The sequence below is a fragment of the Amycolatopsis sp. CA-230715 genome, assembly GCF_018736145.1.
GTDB lineage: Bacteria > Actinomycetota > Actinomycetes > Mycobacteriales > Pseudonocardiaceae > Amycolatopsis.
Genome location: NZ_CP059997.1, coordinates 6,671,889 through 6,691,634, shown reverse-complemented (window position 1 = coordinate 6,691,634; position 19,746 = coordinate 6,671,889). Strand labels below are relative to the sequence as shown.

Here is a 19,746-nt window from a genome sequence, read left to right as displayed (position 1 = left end):
CCGTTACTTGATCTTCTCGTAGGCGGGCAGGGTCAGGAAGTCCGCGAACTGCTCCGCGAGCGCGACCTGTTCGAACAGCTCGACGGCCTGCTCCAGCAGTTCGGCTGGCACGACCTCGGCCAGTTCCTTCTTCACCTCGTCCACAGTGGACCGGACGAGCGCCTCGGTGACCTGCTCGCCGGTGTCGAGCGTGGTGCCGTTCTTGACCCACTGCCACACCTGCGACCGGGAGATCTCGGCGGTCGCCGCGTCCTCCATCAGGTTGTGGATCGCCGCGGCGCCGTTCCCGCCGAGCCACGAAGCGATGTACCGGATGCCGACGTCGACCGCCGCGCGCAGCCCCGCCGCGGTGGCGGAACCCTCCGTGGCCGCGACGTTGAGCAGCTCGTCCGCGGTCACCCGCACCTCTTCGCGCTTGCGGTCGAGCTGGTTCGGCTGCTCGCCGAGGACCTTGTCGAACTCCTCGCGGCAGATGTCGACCATGCCGGGGTGCGCGACCCACGATCCGTCGAACCCGTCACCGGCCTCGCGCGCCTTGTCCGCGTGCACCTTGTCGAAGGCGCCCTTGTTGACCTCGGGGTCCTTGCTCGGGATGAACGCGGCCATGCCGCCGATCGCGAACGCGCCGCGCTTGTGGCACGTGCGCACCAGCAGCTCGGTGTAGGCGCGCATGAACGGCGCGGTCATGGTGACCGAGTTGCGGTCCGGCAGCACGAACTTCTCGCCCGCGTCGCGGAAGTACTTGATGACGCTGAACAGGTAGTCCCAGCGGCCCGCGTTGAGGCCCGAAGCGTGCTCGCGCAGCTCGTAGAGGATCTCCTCCATCTCGAACGCGGCCGGGATGGTCTCGATCAGCACGGTCGCGCGGACGGTGCCGTGTTCGATGCCGAGCTCCTTCTCCGCGTGGCTGAACACGTCGTTCCACAGCCGCGCTTCGAGGTGGCTTTCCATCTTCGGCAGGTAGAAGTACGGGCCCTTGTCCGCGGCGAGCAGCGCGCGCACGTTGTGGAAGAAGTACAGGCCGAAGTCGACCAGCGCGCCGACCGCCTTGCGCCCGCCGAAGGTGAGGTTGCGCTCGTCGAGGTGCCAGCCGCGCGGGCGCACCACGATGGTGGCGTGCTCGACGTCGTCCTTCAGCGCGTAGCTCTTTCCGTTGCTCTCCAACGAAATGTCGCCGCGGATCGCGTCGCGGAGGTTGACCTGACCGCCGACCACGTTGGCCCAGTGCGGGGTGTTGGCGTCCTCGAAGTCGGCGAGCCACACCTTGGCGCCGGAGTTGAGCGCGTTGATCGTCATCTTGCGGTCGGTCGGCCCGGTGATCTCCACGCGCCGGTCCCGCAGCGCGGGCGGCGCGCCGGCTACCTGCCAGTCGGACTCGCGGATCTCCTTGGTGTCCGGCAGGAAGTCGAGCCTGCCGGTGCGCTTGGCCTCTTCCCGCTTGCCCTTGCGCGCTTCGAGCAGCTCGTCGCGCGTGCCCGCGAACTTGTCGTGCAGACCGGCGAGGAATTCGAGCGCTTCGGGGGTCAGGATCTCGTCGCCACGATCGACAGCGTCGCCGAGCACCTGGACTTCTGACATGCGGAACACCACCGTGTGTTGATAGAAGACGTCCATACGTTTTTTACATCTCGGACTATAGTTACCGCATAGCGGAAGCTCAATGCGAGCGTTAGGAGGGTCATCCCGTGGTGGCGGAGAAACCGGGGAGGGACGGCGGCGTCCAGTCGCTGCAACGCGCCTTCGAGCTGCTGGAACACCTCGCGGACACCGGTGGCGAGGCGAGCCTCTCCGAGCTCGCGGCCAGCTCCGGGCTGCCGATGCCGACCATCCACCGGCTCATCCGGACCCTGGTCGCGCTCGGTTACGTCCACCAGAACACGAACCGGCGCTACGCGCTCGGCGCGCGGCTCATCCGGCTGGGTGAGCAGGCGAGCATGCAGTTCGGCGCGTGGGCGCGGCCGCTGCTGGGCGAACTCGTCGACGAGGTGGGCGAGACCGCGAACCTCGCGGTGCTCGAACGCGACGAGGTGGTCTACGTGGCGCAGGTGCCGTCGAAGCATTCGATGCGCATGTTCACCGAGGTCGGCAGGCGCCTGCTGCCGCACGGCACCGGCGTCGGCAAGGCGATCCTGTCGCAGCTGCCAGCCGAGGACGTGCGCGTGCTGCTCGCGCGCACCGGTATGCCCGCCTACACCGAGCACACCCACACCGATCCCGACCGGCTGCTGGAGCACCTCGGCGAGATCGCCGCGCAGGGCTACGCGCTCGACGAAAGCGAGCAGGAGCTGGGGGTCCGCTGCGTCGCGGTACCGGTGACCTGCGTGCCGACCCCCGCCGCGATCTCGGTGTCCGGTCCCGAAGGGCGGCTGACGAAGGACGCCGTCGGGCGGATCGCGCCCGTGGTGCAGCGCATCGCGAAGACACTGGCCGCGCAGCTCGTGCTGACCAGGCCGGAATGAAGAGAACCCCGGGGGCACGCCCCCGGGGTTCGTCAGGTGCCGATCACGGCTCTCCGCCGGGTTCCGGCCCTTCGTAGCCCTCCTTCGACGAGTCGTCGATACCGACCTCGTAGCCGATGTCGGGGCTGACCTTGTTGTCCTTGACCTTCGCGTAGGTCGAGCCGATCGCGAGCCCGATCGCGTGGTCCGGCGACGCGGCGAACTCGTTGCCGGTGATGGTGGCGTGCTGGATGTCTTCGAACATCAGCGTCTGCGACGCCTTCAGCGTTTCGCAGAAGTTGTTCGTGATGGTGAAGTTCCCGCTGTGCCCTTCGCCGTCGCCCTCGCCGTCGTTCGGGCCCTCGGCCATCAGGCACATGTTGTCGATCTTTTCGCACCGGTTGCCGTCGATCTGGACGCCGGTGCTCGACGGGGTGTCGCTGGCGAAGGTCTGCATGCAGTCCGCGTGCCCGTTGCTGTTGCTGGTCCTGCTGACCGTGTTGTGCAGGATCTTCAGGTCGTTGCCGAAGAAGCGGATGCCGTCGCCGTCACCGCCGGTCGGGCTGGTGATGGTGTTGTCCTTGATGGTGATGTTGTCGCCCCGCAGCTCGATGCCGGGCGCTTTCGGTTTCGTCATCTTGTAGTTCTGGACGACGACGTTGTCGGCCTCGATGTCGATACCGCCGACTTCCTTGCCTTCGCCGTTGTAGACCGCGGGCTTCTCCGCGGTACCGCCTTTGCTGATCTTGAGCCGTGACGACGCGAGCCCGCCCGAGGTGCACACGACGTCACCGGGCCGGACCGCGTCGAGATCGGCTTGCGTGGTGGCCTGCCGCGTGCACGCCGGTCCCGCCGCGTCCCGCGCTCCCGGAGCGGCCGGTGCCGCCGACGCGAGCGGGGCCTGCGCCACCGCGATCGCGAAGACCGCGACGGCCGCCAGGGAGAATGCTCGTTTTTTGCTCATCTCGCTCCCCTCTGATCATTACCGGGCGGAACGCTAGGGCCGTCGCCCGGGAGGGGTCCCGGCGCGCGCCTGGCAGGCTCAGGCCAAATTTCACCGCGCGAGACTGGACCGTGTCACCACGTCACTACGATGTGGTGGGTGACGGTACGCGCCGGTGCCCTGATCGCGGGGCGCTATCGACTCGACGAGCAGATCGGCTCGGGCGGGATGGGCGTCGTGTGGAAAGCGACGGACTCCGAGCTCGACCGGGTGGTCGCGGTCAAACTCGCCCACTCCCACCACGACGACGCCCGGCTCAGACGCCTCCAAGAGGAGGCGAAGATCGCCGCGGGCCTGAGCCACCCGCACATCGTGACCCTCTTCGACCTGGTGCTCGACGAGTCGGCCTGCTGGCTCGTGATGGAGTACGTGCCCTCGCGCAACCTCGGTGAGGTGCTCGACGCCGACGGCAAGCTGCCCGCCGACGAGGTCGCCCGCATCGGCTCGCAGCTCGCGAGCGCGCTGGAAACGGTGCACGCGCGCGGCATCGTCCACGGCGATGTCGCGCCGAGCAACGTGCTGATCGCCGAGAACGGCACCGCCAAGCTCACCGATTTCGGGATTTCCCGCGCGGTGTGGAGCGACGAGACGGTGACCGACAGCGGTCTGGTGCGCGGCACCCCCGCCTACCTTCCACCCGAGATCGCCACCGGCGGCGAGCTGTCGCGCGCCTCGGACATGTTCTCCCTCGGTGCCACCCTGTTCGCCGCCGCGGAGGGCGTTTCCCCGCTCGGCGCCGACGGGAACCCGCTCGCCTTCGTGCACCGGTCCGCGGGCGGGCAGATCGCCGAGCCGACCGTGGGTGGGCGGCTCGGCGGCACGCTGTCGCGCCTGCTCGCGGTCGACCCCGCGGCCCGGCCGACCGCGGCCGAGACGGTGGCACTCCTCGACGGCACCGCCCAATCCGGCCCGGAGGACGTCGACGAGCCACCGCCCGAAGGGCACGGCCGCAAGCGGTTCATCGCGATCGGCGCCGCGGTCGTGGCCGCCGCGGTGATCACCACCGTCGTGCTGGTCACCCAGCGGGAGTCCCCGCCGCCGACGGCCGCACCGCCGTCCGCGCCGCAGCAGCCCGCGCCCGCGGCGAGCGGCGTGATCGGTGACCCGAGGACGGTGGATCCCTGCGCGCTGACCGACGCGGCCGCGCTGAGCCGGTTCGGCGCCGCGATGGTCTTCGGGGACGCCGCCAACTTCAGCCGGTGCGACGTGATGATCCAGCAGGAGCACAACGACGTCGCCGACGTCAAGATCCAGCTGAAGAACCCGTCCGCCCCCGAACCGGGGCCGGGCCAGCGCATCGAGCGCCGCGGCGGCACCACGGTCATCGCGAACCCGCGGTCCGGCGACGAATGCGAGCGCACGCTGGTGCTGCCCGACCAGTACCTGGTTTCGGTGCTCGTCGAACAGGTGCGGAAGACGCCGGTGGACGTGTGCGCCGCGGCGGACACGGCCACCGGCAGCGCCGTCGAAGCGGTGTCGAAGGGACAGCTCGCGCGGCGCACCAACCCTCCGCCCCCGAACTCGATCGCCCACGCCGACGCCTGCGCGCTGCTCGACCCGCCCGCGCTCGTCCACGTGCCCGGCGCGGAGCCGAGGGGCGACGCCGGGTTCGGGAACTGGACCTGCCGCTGGAACACCCCCGACGGGTACGTGGAGGTGAAGTTCGACCGCCACCCCCCACTGTCCACTGAGGACGGTGACCGCACCCAGCTCGCCGGGCACACCGTGTACCTGAAACCCAACGGGGACGGCGACACCACGTGCATGGCGAAGATCGTGCACCGCACTTACACGAACGCGGGCGGCGAACAGACCACCGAACTCGCCCAGCTCGTGGTCGAAGGCGATTCGGCCACCACCATCCTGTGCGACCGGACGAAAACGCTCGCCGCGGCCGTGGCGAGCAAGATGCCCGCAACCTGAAACCAGCTCGGAGAGTGATATGGACGTCGGGCGACCGCTGCCCGCGGCGTACGGCAGCCTGGCGCGGGGTGTGCCCGTCTCGGCGGTGGGCACGCTGTTCGCGCTCAGCCTCGCCGGGGGGATCACGCTCGGCCCGAAGGAAGGCCGCTCGATCATCTTCGGCCGCAACCGGCCCGAGGTGCACGTGTGCCTCGGCGAAGACGATCCGAAGGTGAGCAGGCAGCACGGCACGCTGGCGCACCACGAAGGGGCGTGGTGGATCGCCAACACCGGCAAGCTGCCGATCCGGCTGCCCGGCTCGCGGCTGCTCTTCGGCGACGAGGAGCCGGTGCCGCTCGCCGAGGGGTACACACCCCTGTTCGTCCGCGGCTCGCACAACCGCGAGCACCTGCTCGAGGCGTACGTGACCGGGTCGACCGGCATCAAACCGCCGCCGAGGCACGCGGAGATCACGCAGCCGCCGCGCACCTGGCTGCTGCAGGCCGACGAACGGCTGGCGCTGATCGTGCTCGGCCAGCGCTACCTGCTGCACGAGCTGCGCCCGCAACCGCTTTCGTGGCGCCAGGCCGCCGCGCAGCTCGCACTCCTGCACCCCGACGCGGGCTGGACGGCGAAACGGGTCGAGCACGTCGTCGTCGCGGTGCGGAACCGGCTTTCCCGCGGCGGGGTCCCCGGGCTGACCAGGGAGGAGGTCGGCGAGCCCGTCGGCAACACGCTCAACGACAACCTGCTCAAGGAACTCCTGCTGTCCACCACCCTGGTCCCGCCGGACCTGACCCTGCTGGACGACCTCACCCCGCCGGACTGACCGGCCGCAGTTCAGCCGAGCAGGGCGTTCACGAAGGCCGAGGGTTCGAAGGGAGCGAGGTCGTCGGGGCCCTCGCCGAGGCCGACGAGCTTGACGGGAACGCCGAGTTCGCGTTGCACCTGGAAGACGATGCCGCCCTTCGCGGTGCCGTCGAGCTTGGTCAGCACGATGCCGGTGACGTCGACGATCTCGGAGAACACCCGCGCCTGCGCGAGCCCGTTCTGGCCGGTGGTGGCGTCGAGCACGAGCAGCACCTCGTCGACCTTCGCCTGCTTTTCCACCACGCGCTTGACCTTGCCCAGCTCGTCCATCAGGCCGGTCTTGGTGTGCAGGCGACCCGCGGTGTCGATGAGCACCGCGTCCACTTCGGCGTCGACGCCGCGCTTGACCGCGTCGAACGCGACGGCCGCGGGGTCGGCGGCCTCCTTGCCCCGGACCACCTCGGCGCCGACGCGCTCCGCCCAGGTCTGGAGCTGATCGGCGGCCGCGGCGCGGAAGGTGTCCGCCGCGCCGAGCAGGACCTGGCTGCCCTGCGCGACGAGCACGCGCGCGAGCTTGCCGGTGGTGGTGGTCTTCCCGGTGCCGTTGACCCCGGCGACCAGCACGACCGCGGGCTGCTTGCGCCCGTCCACGATGTGCGGCAGCGCGCGCACCGACCGGTCGCTGTCCGGGCCGAGCGCCTCGGTGAGCACCTCGTGCAGCACGCCGCGGGCTTCCTCCGAGGACCGCACGGCACGCCGGTTCAACTCGGCGCGCAGCTTCTCGACGATCTCGTTCGTGGTGGCCGCGCCGAGATCGGCGACGAGCAGCGTGTCCTCGACCTCCTGCCACGAGTCCTCGTCGAGGTCGCCCGCGCCGAGCAGGCCGAGCAGGCTCTGCCCGAACATCGACCGCGACTTCGACAGCCTGCCGCGCAGCCGCTCGAGCCTGCCCGTGGCTGGCTCGATCTCCTCGACGGGTTCCGGCGCCGCTTCGGGTTCGGGAGGCAGGCCGACGTCGACCACGCTCCGCTGGGGCGAGTCCCTCGGCACGGACGCGTCGTCGCCGACGGCGGGCTGCCCGTCGACCTCGGTCCGCTCACCGGCCGGATGCGGCTCGGGCTCCGGTGCTTCCTCCTCCGGGGCGGGTTTTTCCTCGCCGGGGGCGGTTTTCTCCCCACCGGGGGCTGTTTTCTCCCCGCCGGGGGCAAGGGCGATCCCGCCACCGGCGGTGTACCCGGTGGCCTTCGGCTTCCGCTCGGCCTCCTGCTGGTCGGGCTCGCCGAGGCTGATCTTGCGCTTGCGCGCGATCACCAGCCCGCTGACGAGACCGATCACCAGCACGATGACGGCCAGCAGGACGATCCAGAACCAGAGGTTGCTCGACACGCGGACATCCTCGCATCCGCGAGCCGGTGGCGTGGGCACCCCCGCCCGACCCCGCCAGCCGCCCACCGGGAACAACTCGGTTTGGTCAAGGTCCCACGCGAGCGCTTGCGCCACCTCGCGCAAAGGGACTAGACCACCTGTCCGTGGCGGACAACGATGTCGAGCCGAGGATGGGCACCGCAACGCGGAGCGTTTCCTTGGGGGCGGTGGTCGGGTGACGGGTGGGCGAGTGGCCGGTGTGCTCTCCGGCACGTCGGTCGACGGGATCGACGTGGCCGTCGCCGAGCTGCGCGCGGACGGACCGGAGCTGGTGCTGACCCCGCTCGGGTACCGCGAACTCCCCTACCCGCCGGACCTCGCGACCCGCCTGCTCGCCGCGCTCCCGCCGAACCCGTCGAGCGCCGAGGAGCTGACGAAGCTCGACACCGGTGTCGGGCAGGCCTTCGCCGACGCCGTCGCCCAGTGCCTCGACGAGTTCGGCGGCGCCGACCTGGTGTGCTCACTGGGCCAGACGGTGTTCCACTGGGTCGAGGGCGGACGCGTCCACGGCACGCTCCAGCTCGGGCAGCCCGCCTGGATCGCGGAGCGCACCGGCCTGCCGGTGGTGGCGGACCTGCGCGCCCGCGACGTCGCCGCGGGCGGGCACGGCGCACCGCTCGCGAGCACGATGGACGCGCTGTGGCTCGCCGACCTCGCCGAGCGCTCGGGCGCGCCCGCCGTGGCGCTCAACATCGGCGGGATCGCGAACCTCACCGTGGTCGAACCCGGTGGGTCGGTGCTCGCCTACGACACCGGGCCCGGCAACGCACTGCTCGACCTCGCCGCGAGCCAGGTGACCGGTGGCGCCCGGCGGCAGGACGTCGACGGGGTGATCGCGGCCTCCGGAAGCTGCCGCCAGGATCTGCTGGAGCGGCTGCTCGCCGAGCCCTACTACCGCGCCGCACCACCGAAATCCACCGGCAAGGAGCTGTTCCACGCCGGGTACCTCGCCGCCGCGACCGGCGGGCTGGACGTCTCCGGCGCCGATCTCCTCGCCACGCTCACCGAACTGACCGCGGTGACGATCGCGGACGCGGCGCGCGCACACGGGGTTCGCACGATCGTGGCCTCCGGCGGCGGCGTCCGGAACCCGGTGCTGATGGCCGCGCTGGCGCGACGGCTGCCGGACGCCGCGGTGTCCACGAGCGACGATCTGGGGATTCCCGGTGACGCCAAAGAGGCTTACCTGACCGCGATTCTCGGCTGGCTGACCTGGCACGGACTGCCCGCGAACCGACCGGACGCGACCGGCGCGCGCGGGCCGCGGCTGCTCGGCAGCATCACGCCCGGCGCCGCACCGCTCGTCCTGCCGCCACCGCGCCCCGTCCCGGTCACCCGGCTGCGGGTCGAACGGGTGACCGGCGGGGGAAAAAGCCGAGATGAGACCGCGGCTGACTAAGCTCATCCCTTTCCTCGCGGTGCCTGGGGGCGACGTGAGCCGGAGCAATCAGAGGAGATACGCATGAACGCAGTGGATCTCGTGATCATCGTGGTCTACCTGGCCGCGATGCCGCTGATCGGCGTGCTGGTCGGCCGCAAGCAGCGCTCCGCGGCCGACTACTTCATCGGCGAGCGGAGCCTGCCGTGGTGGGCGGTGTGCTTTTCCATCGTGGCCACCGAAACCTCGACGCTGACCGTGATCAGCACGCCGGGGCTGATCTGGGCGGCGTCCGGGAACTACAACGGGCTGACCTACCTGCAGCTCCCGTTCGGCTACATCATCGGCCGCACGCTCGTCGCGTTCATCATGCTTCCCCGCTACTTCAAGGGAAAGCAGTCGACGGCGTACGCGTTCCTCGGCGAGCGGTTCGGCGGCGCCATGCAGGGCGTGTCCTCGGTCGCGTTCATCATCACGCGGCTGCTCGCCGAAGGCGTGCGGCTGTTCGCGGGCGCGATCCCGATCCAGTACATCCTCTCCAGCTACGGCCTGCACACCCAGTACTGGCAGATCGTCGTGGTGCTCACCGCGCTGACCCTGATCTACGCGCTCGTCGGCGGGATCAAGGCGGTCGTCTGGGTCGACGTGATCCAGCTGAGCGTCTACATCCTCGGCGCGCTGATCGCGGTCGTGGTGCTGGCGCAGAAGCTGCCGTCCGGCTGGACCTCGAAGGCCTCGGACGCCGGGATCTTCAAGCTCTTCGACTTCAACTTCGACATCGCGCACCTGCTCACCAGCCAGTACGCGTTCCTCACCGCGGTGGTCGGCGGCGCGATCTTCACCATGGCCTCGCACGGCGCGGACCAGCTGATCGTGCAGCGGTTCCTGGCCTGCCGGAGCATCAAGGACGGGCGCAAGGCGCTGATCGGCAGCGGGATCGCGGTCACCATCCAATTCGGACTGTTCCTGCTCGTCGGCGCGATGCTGTGGGCGCACAACGGGTTCAAGACGCTCAAGGAGCTGAACCTCAAGGGCGACGACGTGTTCACCCGGTTCATCACCAGCGAGCTGCCGGTCGGCGTTGCGGGGCTGCTGATCGCGGCGATCCTGGCCTCCACCATGGGCGCGCTCGCCTCCGCGCTCAACGCGCTGTCCAACTCCACCGTCGCCGACCTCTACCAGCGGTTCACCAAGCGCAAGGCCGAGGACTCGAAGCTGCTGCGCCACGGCCGGATCTGGACGCTGGTGTGGGCGGTGGTGTTCGCGGTGTTCGCGTCCTTGTTCACCAGCAAGGACAATCCGGTGATCGAGCAGGGGCTGGCGATCACCGGCTACACCTACGGCGCGCTGCTCGGCGCCTTCCTGCTCGGCATGTGGATCAAGCGGGCGCGCCAGCTCGACGCGATCATCGCGTTCATCGCGACGGTGGCCGTGATGGCGTTCGTGGTGCTCGGCGTGAAGATCGCGCCGTCCCCGGGCGGGAAGCCGGTGGTGCTGGCCTTCCCGTGGTACACGCTGCTCGGCGTGCTCATCACGCTGGTGGTCGGCGGGCTGCTCTCGCTCCGCCACCGCGGCGACGACCCGCGCGCCGCGGAAGCCCTGTCGACCAAGCCGGACGAGACCGCCGCCGAGGAAGCGGCCTGACGCACGCGCACCGGCCGGAGGAGCCTCCGGCCGGTGCTATCGTGTCCGGCATGAAGTGATCACCGGCCATCCCCGCGCGGACGTGTCCTCTCCGTCCGCTGATGGCGCGTGTCCACATCGATCACTTCACCGAAGGGTTTTTCTTTACCCATGCCGGAAAACACCGACCAGGAATTCCTCGACCGGCTCGCCGACCAGCTCGCGGGGCTGCCCGCGGTGCGGGCGGTCACCCTCGGCGGTTCCCGCGCCAAGGGCACCGAGCGGCCGGACAGCGACTGGGACCTGGCGATCTACTACCGGGGCGAGTTCTCCCCCGCCACACTGCGCGCACTCGGCCACGAAGGCGAAGTGTCCGAGATCGGCGGCTGGGGCGGTGGCGTCTTCAACGGCGGCGCCTGGCTCACGGTCGACAGCCGCGCCGTCGACGTCCACTACCGGGATCTCGACGTGGTCGAGCACGAGCTGGCCGAAGCCGAGCGGGGCCGGTTCCACTGGGAACCGCTCGCCTTCCACCTCGCCGGGATCCCGAGCTACCTCGTGGTCGGCGAACTCGCCATCAACCAGGTCCTGCGCGGCGCGCTGCCAAAACCGGAATACCCGGACGCACTGCGGAAAACCGCGCCGGAGCACTGGCGGGGCGCCGCGGCGATGACCCTGACCTACGCCAAGGCGAACCACGCGCCCCGCGGGCGGCTCACCGAGGTCGCGGGCGCGCTCGCCACGGCCGCGACGCAGACCGCGCACGCCGTACTGGCCGCGCGCGGGGAATGGGTCACCAACGAGAAAACCCTGCTCGCTCGGGCAGGGCTGCGGGAGGTCGACGCGATCGTCCAAAGCCTCACCACCGAACCGGCGGTGCTGGCGCGGGCGATCGCCGACGCGGAAGCACTTTTCTCGTCAGCACAGTGAGGAGAAAACGGCGGGGCCTTCGCGAAGGCGCCCGCCGTTCCACTCAGATCAGTCCTGATTGGACGGTCTAGAAGCTCCCTTCGCGTTGTCACCGAGCTGGGAAAGGGCGGTGTAGCGCGAACCCGTCCAGGCGGGAGCGCCGTCGATCGGTTCGAACCGCACCTGCACGGCCGCCTTCCCCGCGGTGAACGAAGCCGGGACGTCGAACGAATCCTCCAGCCACCGGGAGAAGCTGTTCTTCAGTGGCTGGTACCACTCGCCGACGTACCGGTTGTCCACGAACACGTTCGCCCGCTGGAACCCGGCGTCCTGGTCGCCGACCCGGTGCAGCCGCAGGCCCGAGTTCGGCTTCGAAACCGCGACCGTGAACTGCACGGGGCCGGTCGACGACGAGACCGTTCCGGTGACCGGGCTGCGGTCTTCCTTGCCTTCGAAGGTCGACGTCAGCGACGCCGTTTCCTCGGCGTCCGCGGTGTACCCGTGCAACGCCCTGCTCGCCGGGTCCGCGATGTCCACGAAATCGGACTGCTCCAGTGACGGCCCGGTGTTGCCGTACCAGTAGGCGGTGGAGCTGTACTCCGCGGGCTGGTCCGAATCGCCGCCGTGCTCGATGTCGAACTCGATGCCCTTGCCGAACGGCACCGCGTCCGCCATCAGCGTCCGGTAGGCGTTGAGGCACACGTACTGGCAGCCGTCGGCGGCCGTTTCGTGGCTCACCAGACCGGCCTGCGGCATCGAGTACGTGACGCCTTCCCGGTTGCCCGCTTCGGCATCCATGAAGTACCAGCCGGATTCGTAGAAGTCCTCCGTGCCGGTGCCGATCTCGCTCGGGCTCCGTGACCCGTCCACGTAGACGCGCTCGTCGCCTTCGAGGAAGTTCATCTGGTGTACCGGGCCCGGCGGGATGTGCCCGCGCATGTTCGTGGTGACCCCGTAGAACACGCCCCGGCCCTGCGCGGTCAGGAAGTTCCACTCCTGGCCCTGCACGGTGTCCGCGCGGTGGTGCGTGGCGTTGAAGTACCCGTGCGTGCCGCCCTTCGAGAGATCGGCGGGCAACGACGGATCCGGCGCGGAGGTGACCGCGACCGACCCGGCGGTGACCGCGACCGGCGAGGTGTTCACCAGCTCGATCTTCGCGTTCTTGCCGTAGGGCATCGGATACCACGACGTGAAGGCGCCGTTCTCGGTGGTGTCGATCGAGGTCATCAGCGACTTGGTGGCGTACTTGCCGAGCCCCGACCCGAAGAACTCGCCGACCGGACTGTCCACAGTGGTCTGCCCGTCGAAGGTGATCCGCAACCGCAGCCCCTCCAGCAACTGGTCGGTCGCGGTGACCTGCGCGGCGGGCACGTCGAACCGCGAGCTGCCGAGCCCTTCCCATGTCCCACCGAGGATCTTGTAGCCGTGGGCCGCTTCCTCGCCGGGGTGGTTCGGGCCGACGTCCATGATGTCGGACAGCACCCAGCCACCGCCGAGCTTGCTGTGCGCGACGTAGCGGAACTCGTTGACGTCGTAGTCGGACGAGACGAACGTGTTGGTCACGGTGATCCTGGACTTGCCCGCGGTGAGCGACGGCGGAACCTCGATGGTCTGTTCGCCCCAGCGTCCCCCGACGGAGGGCCCGCTCGTCCACTCACCCGCCTGCTTGCCGTCGATCAGCAGATTCGCCCGCTGGTGCCCGATTCCCTGGTCGTACCGCCGCGTCAGCCGGATGCCCTGGTTCGCCGGCGAGATGCCCATCGTGAACGAGCTGCTGCCGGGCGCGAACGCCCTGCCGTCGTCGTAGACCATCGGGCTGGCGACCGCCTGCGGCAGCCGCATCTGGAGCTGGCTGATCTGGCGCGGGCCGTCCGGTGCCGGTATCGACATCGACGCGCCCGGCGCCAGCGCGATGCCCGCGGTGTCCGTCTGCGCGCCCGGCGCGGGCGGCTTCGGGTCGTTGACGCCGTACCCGCGCAGCCGGTTGACCACGTCGAGCGCCTTGTCCGACGGGTCGAACGTGCGGACGCCCGCCGCGTCGGCGAACTGGCGGTACGCCACGTGGTAGAAGTGCGGGTTGTTCTGCGTGACGATCCGCATCGAGCGGGTGTACGGCATCGGCACCTTGATCACCGTGCCACCCATGGTGTCCTGCGAGTTCCCGACCAGCGGCCAGACGAACGGCGCGCCCTTCCTGCCGTTCACCAGGTCCTGCAGGTTGGCCTGCAGCACGACGCGGCCGTCGAGCTCGATCCTGATGTTGCCGATCGGGGCGACCGAGTTCGCGGCATAGGTGAACCAGATCGACGAGATCTCGCCCGCGCCGTGCGCGTCGGCGATGACGCACTGGCCGTCGGTCTCGTGGGTCAGGCACGAGTAGGCACCGGCGAAGCCGTCCTCGTTGCCGCCGGTGCGGTCGAAGCTGGAGAACTGGCGGACCTGCTCGCCAGGCCGCATCCGTTCCATGCCGTCGAGCTGGCGGTAGACGTCCCAGCCGATCGGCCCCTTCGCGAGCGGGGTCGCGCGCGCGGCGGCGGCGTCGTTGGGTGCGGCGAGCGCTGACGGGGCCGCCACGACGGTCAGCGCGGCGAGCGCGGCGAGGGTGAGCGTGACGAGGCCACGCCGGGGTCTCGGCGGCCGTTTTTGGGCAGGGGGTATCCAGGTCACGGCGAGGACTCCTGATCGTCGGGATGGGGTCAGAGAGACGAGTAATCGATTTCTCGAAGTAAAAAGCACGTTAAGCAATGTGTCTAGCGCCACATGGGTGAGTCAGCCCTTGACAGGGCGACCTTCACCTCGGGGGTCACCCGAACGGGGGGCATGCCGGGCGGGCGGGACCCCGCCTGTTCCCTGCCCCGAAGGTGACCTTCGGGGCAGCCAGCGCCGCGAAGGTCACCTTCGGGGCGTGCGGCTCCGGTCCGCGGATCTCAGCTCGGAGTGGTGGACGGCTCGGTCCGCTCGGCCGACTCGGGCTTTTCGACGGCCTCGCTCTTGTCGGACTGCTCGACCTTTTCGGCGCGCAGGCGCTGCGAGATGACCTTCGTGATGCCGTCGCCCTGCATGCTCACGCCGTAGAGCGCGTCGGCGATCTCCATGGTCGGCTTCTGGTGCGTGATGATGATCAGCTGCGACGCGTCCCGCAGCTGCTCGAGGAGGCTGATGAGGCGCCGCATGTTGGTGTCGTCGAGCGCCGCCTCGACCTCGTCCATCACGTAGAACGGCGACGGGCGGGCGCGGAAGATCGCGACCAGCATCGCCACCGCCACGAGCGACTTCTCGCCACCTGAAAGCAGCGACAGCCGCTTCACCTTCTTGCCCGGCGGGCGCGCTTCGACGTCGACGCCGGTGGCGAGCAGGTCGTCGGGCTCGGTGAGCACCATGCGCCCCTCACCGCCGGGGAACAGCACGGAGAACACGATTTCGAACTCGCGCGCGACATCGGTGTAGGCCGAGCTGAAGACCTCGAGGATCTTGTCGTCGACCTCCTTGATGACGGTGAGGAGGTCCTTTCGCGTCGCCTTCAGGTCTTCGAGCTGCGTCGAGAGGAACTTGTACCGCTCTTCGAGCGCGGCGAACTCTTCGAGCGCGAGCGGGTTCACCTTGCCCAGCAAGGCCAGGTCCTTCTCCGCGCGCTTGGCCCGGCGCTGCTGGGTCGCGCGGTCGTACGGGATCGCGGGCGGTGCCGACACGGCCTCGCCGCGTTCCTTCAGCTCCTCGTACTCGGCGATCTCACCCGCGCTGGGCGGCACCGGGACATCGGGGCCGTACTCGGTGACGAGGTCTTCGAGCCCGATCCCGAACTCCTCGGAGATCTTCGTTTCCAGCTGTTCCAGGCGAAGCCGCTGCTCGGCGCGGAGCACCTCGTCGCGGTGCACGGCGTCGGTCAGCTTCTCCAGCTCACCGGTCAGCTCGCGGACGCGGCTGCGGATCTGCGCCAGCGCGGACTCCCGCTCGGTGCGCATCGCCTGCGCCTGATCGCGTTCGGCGGCCGCGCGCTGCACCGAAACCTCGATGCGCTGCAACGCGAGCTCACCGCCGTTGACCACGGCTGCGGCGATCGCGGCGCCGCGTTCCCTTGCCACGCGGGCCTTTTCAGCCCGTTCGCGGGCCTGTTGCTCGGCGTAAGCCGCGCGGCGCAGGGAATCCGCCTTGCCCGCGATACCGCGGACGCGCTCCTCCGCGGTGCGCAGTGAAAGCCGCGCCTCGACCTCTTCCTGGCGCACCACCGCGAGTTCGTCGGCGGCCTGGTCGCGTTCGGTGGTGTCGGGGTCTTCCTCGAAGTCCTGTTCCTCGGCGACGGCGTTGAGCCTGTCCTCCAGCTCGGCGAGCCGGGCGAGCGCCTCTTCCCTGCTGCTCTCCACCTTCGCGCGCTGCTCGCGCAGGCGGGTGACCTCGGCCTCGGCCGATCGCGCCGCCTGCTGCATGCGGTTGAGCCGCTCGCCGGACCGGGCCCGCCGCACCTTCGCCTCGCCGAGCGCGTCCTTCGCCTGGCCGACCTCGTCGCGGCGCGACTGCTGCTCCGCGCGAGCGCCTTCCAGTTCGGCGGTGGTGCGTTCGAGCGCGCGTTCCGCGGCGAGCATGCGGTCCTGCGCCTCGTCGACGGCGGCCTGCACCTCGATCACGCTCTCCGCGCGCGCCGATCCGCCGACCGCCCAGTGCGCGCCGAACACGTCGCCGTCCGCGGTCACCGTGCTGATCTCGGGATGCACCGCGACGAGCCGCCGCGCCTCGTCCAGACCGTCCACAATGGCCACCCGGTCCAGCGCGCGCTCGACCGCGGGGCGCAGCTGCTCCGGCGCGTTGACGACCTCGCGCGCCCATCGCGCGCCGGGCGGCAGCGACGGCAGGCCGCCGGTGTCCACTGTGTACTCCTGGCCGCCGAGCAAAACGCCGGCGCGGCCGGAATCCTCCGCCTTCAGGTACTTCAGCGCGGCGATCGCGTCCTCGCCGCCCGCCACCGCGACCGCGTCCGCGACCGGGCCGAGCGCCGCGGCGAGCGCGACCTCGTAGCCCGCGTCGACGGTCAGCAGCGCGGCGACCGAGCCGAGCAGGCCGGGCAGGGTGTCGGCGGCGCCGAGCAGCGCGCCCGCGCCGTCCTTGCGCTTGAGGCCCATCGACAGCGCGTCGACCCTGGCCTTTTCCGAGGCGATGTCCCGTTCGGCGGTGCGCTCGGCCTTGACCAGTTCCTCGACCCTGGCCTTCGCCGCGTTGTTCGCTTCGACCGCCCTGTCGTGGCGTTCCTGGAGCCCGGCGTCGTCGGACTCCTCGACGCCACCCTCCGCGCGCGCCTCTTCGAGTTCTTCGGCGGCTTGCTCGGCGCGCGCGTTCGCCTCGTCGATGGAGACGGTGAGCCGTTCGATCTCGTCGGAGGTGGCGCCGTTCTTGCTGCGCAGCGCCTCGACCTGACCGGTGAGCTTGGCGAGCCCTTCGCGCCGGTCGGCGATCGCGCGGACGGCGGCCATGTGCGCCTTTTCCGCGGCCTGCACGGCGTGTTCGAGCTGCTCGCGGCGCTGCACGGTCTGCGAAAGCATCGACCGAGCTTCGGCGACGGCCTCGTTCAGCTCCTCTTCGCGCTCGGCCGCGGCTTCGGCCTCGGCGAGCAGTTCCTCCGGGTCCCGTCCGCTGGAGCCGGTCGGCACCTCGGCGGACAGGTGCCGCTGGCGCTCGACCGCGAGCCGGACCGTGCCGCGCAGGCGCTCGGCCAGCGCGGAGAGCTTGTACCAGGTGTCCTGGGCGGCAGCGAGCCTCGGCGCGTCCTCGGCGAGCGAAGACTCGAGATGCTGCTCTTCCGCCGTGACGGTTTCGAGTGCCAGCTCGACCTCGCCCCTGCGGGCACGCGCGGCGCTCTCGTCGGCCTCTTCGCGGGCGATGTCGGCGCGCTGGGTCACCAGGTCGTCGGCGAGCAGGCGGAGGCGCGAGTCACGCAACTCGGACTGCACGGTCTGCGCCTTGCGGGCGATCTCGGCCTGCTTGCCGAGCGGCTTGAGCTGGCGGCGCAGCTCGGTGGTCAGGTCGCCGAGGCGGTCGAGGTTCGCCTGCATCGCGTTGAGCTTCCGCAGCGCCTTTTCCTTGCGCTTGCGGTGTTTCAGCACACCCGCGGCCTCTTCGATGAAGGCGCGGCGCTCCTCGGGTTTGGCCTCCAGGATCTGCGAAAGCTGCCCCTGCCCGACGATGACGTGCATCTCGCGGCCGATACCGGAGTCCGACAGCAGTTCCTGCACGTCCATCAGGCGGCAGCCGCTGCCGTTGATCTCGTACTCGCTCGCGCCGTCGCGGAACATGCGGCGGGTGATCGAGACCTCGGTGTAGTCGATGGGGAGCGCGCCGTCGGCGTTGTCGATGGTCAGCGTCACCTCGGCGCGGCCGAGCGGCGCGCGACCGGCCGTCCCGGCGAAGATGACGTCCTCCATCTTGCCGCCGCGCAGGTCCTTGGCGCCCTGCGTGCCCATTACCCAGCGCAGCGCGTCGAGCACGTTCGACTTCCCGGAGCCGTTCGGCCCCACCACGCAGGTGATGCCGGGCTCGAACCGCAGCGTCGTGGCCGAGGCGAAGGACTTGAAGCCCTTGAGCGTCAGGCTTTTGAGGTGCACCGCGGGGGACTTCCTTCTCCAGTGTGGCGGTCTTGAGTGCCGGTCGGCCGAGTTTACCCACCGGCCGCCGGGCGCCGTGGGACGCCGGGGTGTCTTCGGCGCGCCTTACCACGGATCACACCACACAAGCAACACCCGTCCCCGAACGCCCCAACCGTCACTCCTACACCGCGGGCGGAATGACGTGGTTGCCGCGGTCGCCGACGCACGCCCCGAAGGATGCTCCTATAGATGTCATGGGGCGGCCTTCAGCGACTCCGGTGCCGCGAACTTCGCTCTGGTAGGGGGCTTCTGCTGCCTCGGCGGGGATCTTCCTGGTGCCCCGAAGGTGGCTTTCAGGGCATCTAGCGCCCCGAAGGTCACCTTCGGGGCATGCGCGTCGCGATGGTTGGGCGTGCGAGGGGTGGATTTGTGTCGTCTAGCGCCCCGAGGGTGGCTTTCGGGGCGTGCGCAGCCGTGTCCGGACGCCTGCGAGGGCCGGGAAAGTGGCGCTAGTGCCCCCGAGGGTGGCCTTCGGGGACCTGAGCGCCCCGAACGTCACTTTCGGGGCACAGGCGGGCCGCGCGGCGAAGCCCGGTCAGCGTTCTACGAAGGTGGTGAGGCCGCCTCGTGGTTCAGACCAGCGTTCGGCGACGTGATCCACACTTCCGGGTGACTCGCCGGACCGGAGCGCCGCCAACAACCGCTCACAGTTGTTTCGGCTACCTTCCGCTACCACCTCGACACGGCCGTCCGCCAGGTTGCTCGCGCTGCCCACCAGACCCAGTTCGAGCGCCCTGCTCCGGGTCCACCAGCGGAAACCGACGCCCTGGACCGTGCCGCGGACCCAGGCGTTGAGCCGCACCTGTTCGTCTTTCCCCGTCATCCCGGCCATTTTGCCGGATCACGCCCGGCCGGGATCACTGCGGAGAGTCAACGGGGTTCGCGGGCGCGTTCGTGGAATGTTCACCGATAGTGGTACGGTCCCGGCCGGGGTCCGCCGCCTGGGCTAACTCGCCTGGGTGTCGCTCAGGCAACTCTGCCGGACGTACGAGGAGCAAGCATGACCCGACTGGGGTCACAGGAAGGTCGAGCCGAAGCCGCACCACCGCGCGAATCCGGTGCCCGCCTGCACCGCACCGGGTTCCTGTTGCTCGCCGCGAGCGGGCTCGTGCTCACCACCGGTTTCGCCGCCGTCGCGCAGATCTCCAGCCCGAACGCCGAGTCCAGTGCCACCGCGCCGCAGCGCGGGCCGGGCGGGCCGCAGCGCATCCCCGGCAACGCGCAGCCCGGCCAGGGCAGCGTCACCATCAACGGCGAGGCCGTGCCGGGCGACCCGAACGCGCCGTCGTCGTCGGCAGCGCCGACCACGGTGGTGACCATCGGCACCGACGGCCAGCCGACCACCACGATCCTGCCGCCGCCCGCCAAGCCCGGCGTGCCCGCGCCGCCGGGAACGGAGCTTCCGCCGGGCACCGGCACACCGCCGTGGACACCGCCGCCCGGCACCAGCCCGACGAAGCCGACGACGCCGTCTACGAAACCGACGACGCCGTCGACCAAACCGACGACACCGACCACCAAGCCGACGGATCCGACGTCGCCTCCCACGGACCCGACGACGCCGTCCAGCGGCGGCGGGACCACGTCCACCACGCGGTAGCGGGACCACGTCCACCACGCCCTAGT

13 protein-coding genes are annotated in these 19,746 nt (G+C 70.2%); 7 read left to right on the top strand and 6 right to left on the bottom strand.

Annotated elements, in window-relative coordinates; translation table 11 throughout:
• Positions 1-3: 3 nt before the first annotated feature.
• The gene (gene aceB, locus HUW46_RS31850; RefSeq protein ID WP_215542462.1) at positions 4-1,578 is read right to left on the bottom strand and encodes a malate synthase A; all 1,575 of its coding nucleotides are present in this window, start codon (positions 1,576-1,578) and stop codon (positions 4-6) included.
• A 107-nt stretch (positions 1,579-1,685) separates the two neighbouring features.
• Between aceB and HUW46_RS31845 the strand changes: the two genes are divergently transcribed.
• Positions 1,686-2,459, top strand: a complete 774-nt coding sequence (locus tag HUW46_RS31845) for an IclR family transcriptional regulator (protein ID WP_215542461.1) — start codon at positions 1,686-1,688, stop codon at positions 2,457-2,459.
• 43 nt (positions 2,460-2,502) lie between these two features.
• On the opposite strand, the gene HUW46_RS31840 is transcribed toward HUW46_RS31845, so the two are convergent.
• Entirely contained in the window at positions 2,503-3,402 is a 900-nt protein-coding gene (locus HUW46_RS31840) for a hypothetical protein (RefSeq protein ID WP_215542460.1), read from the bottom strand.
• A gap of 138 nt (positions 3,403-3,540) precedes the next feature.
• On the opposite strand from HUW46_RS31840, the gene HUW46_RS31835 reads away from it, so the two are divergent.
• Both HUW46_RS31835 and HUW46_RS31830 read left to right on the top strand, forming a co-directional pair.
• Positions 3,541-5,364, top strand: a complete 1,824-nt coding sequence (locus HUW46_RS31835) for a serine/threonine-protein kinase (RefSeq protein ID WP_215542459.1) — start codon at positions 3,541-3,543, stop codon at positions 5,362-5,364.
• Between the two features lie 19 nt (positions 5,365-5,383).
• Positions 5,384-6,172 (top strand): FHA domain-containing protein, encoded by a 789-nt coding sequence (locus HUW46_RS31830; RefSeq protein WP_215542458.1) that lies wholly within the window; start codon positions 5,384-5,386, stop codon positions 6,170-6,172.
• A gap of 11 nt (positions 6,173-6,183) precedes the next feature.
• Here HUW46_RS31830 and ftsY read toward each other — a convergent pair whose 3' ends face one another.
• Positions 6,184-7,539: a signal recognition particle-docking protein FtsY gene (ftsY, locus tag HUW46_RS31825; RefSeq protein WP_215542457.1), complete on the bottom strand. Its 1,356-nt coding sequence runs from the start codon at positions 7,537-7,539 to the stop codon at positions 6,184-6,186.
• A gap of 214 nt (positions 7,540-7,753) precedes the next feature.
• On the opposite strand from ftsY, the gene HUW46_RS31820 reads away from it, so the two are divergent.
• From HUW46_RS31820 to HUW46_RS31810, 3 genes are all read left to right on the top strand, one after another.
• Positions 7,754-8,977, top strand: coding sequence for an anhydro-N-acetylmuramic acid kinase (locus tag HUW46_RS31820; protein WP_254125089.1), 1,224 nt, complete (start codon positions 7,754-7,756; stop codon positions 8,975-8,977).
• A 63-nt stretch (positions 8,978-9,040) separates the two neighbouring features.
• A complete protein-coding gene (locus HUW46_RS31815) occupies positions 9,041-10,600 on the top strand; it encodes a sodium:solute symporter (protein WP_215542455.1) in 1,560 nt (519 codons plus the stop codon).
• A 150-nt stretch (positions 10,601-10,750) separates the two neighbouring features.
• A complete protein-coding gene (locus tag HUW46_RS31810) occupies positions 10,751-11,509 on the top strand; it encodes a nucleotidyltransferase domain-containing protein (protein WP_215542454.1) in 759 nt (252 codons plus the stop codon).
• A 48-nt stretch (positions 11,510-11,557) separates the two neighbouring features.
• Here HUW46_RS31810 and HUW46_RS31805 read toward each other — a convergent pair whose 3' ends face one another.
• The 3 genes from HUW46_RS31805 to HUW46_RS31795 form a co-directional block, all read right to left on the bottom strand.
• Complete coding sequence (locus tag HUW46_RS31805; RefSeq protein WP_254125087.1) at positions 11,558-14,155, bottom strand: glycoside hydrolase family 172 protein; 2,598 nt, start codon at positions 14,153-14,155, stop codon at positions 11,558-11,560.
• A 260-nt stretch (positions 14,156-14,415) separates the two neighbouring features.
• Positions 14,416-18,078: a chromosome segregation protein SMC gene (gene smc / locus HUW46_RS31800; RefSeq protein WP_254125085.1), complete on the bottom strand. Its 3,663-nt coding sequence runs from the start codon at positions 18,076-18,078 to the stop codon at positions 14,416-14,418.
• A 577-nt stretch (positions 18,079-18,655) separates the two neighbouring features.
• Positions 18,656-18,943 carry an acylphosphatase gene (locus HUW46_RS31795; RefSeq protein WP_215542453.1) on the bottom strand — a complete coding sequence of 96 codons (288 nt, stop codon included), beginning with the start codon at positions 18,941-18,943 and terminating at the stop codon, positions 18,656-18,658.
• A gap of 177 nt (positions 18,944-19,120) precedes the next feature.
• On the opposite strand from HUW46_RS31795, the gene HUW46_RS31790 reads away from it, so the two are divergent.
• Positions 19,121-19,720, top strand: coding sequence for a hypothetical protein (locus tag HUW46_RS31790; protein WP_215542452.1), 600 nt, complete (start codon positions 19,121-19,123; stop codon positions 19,718-19,720).
• The last annotated feature ends 26 nt before the right edge of the window (positions 19,721-19,746 follow it).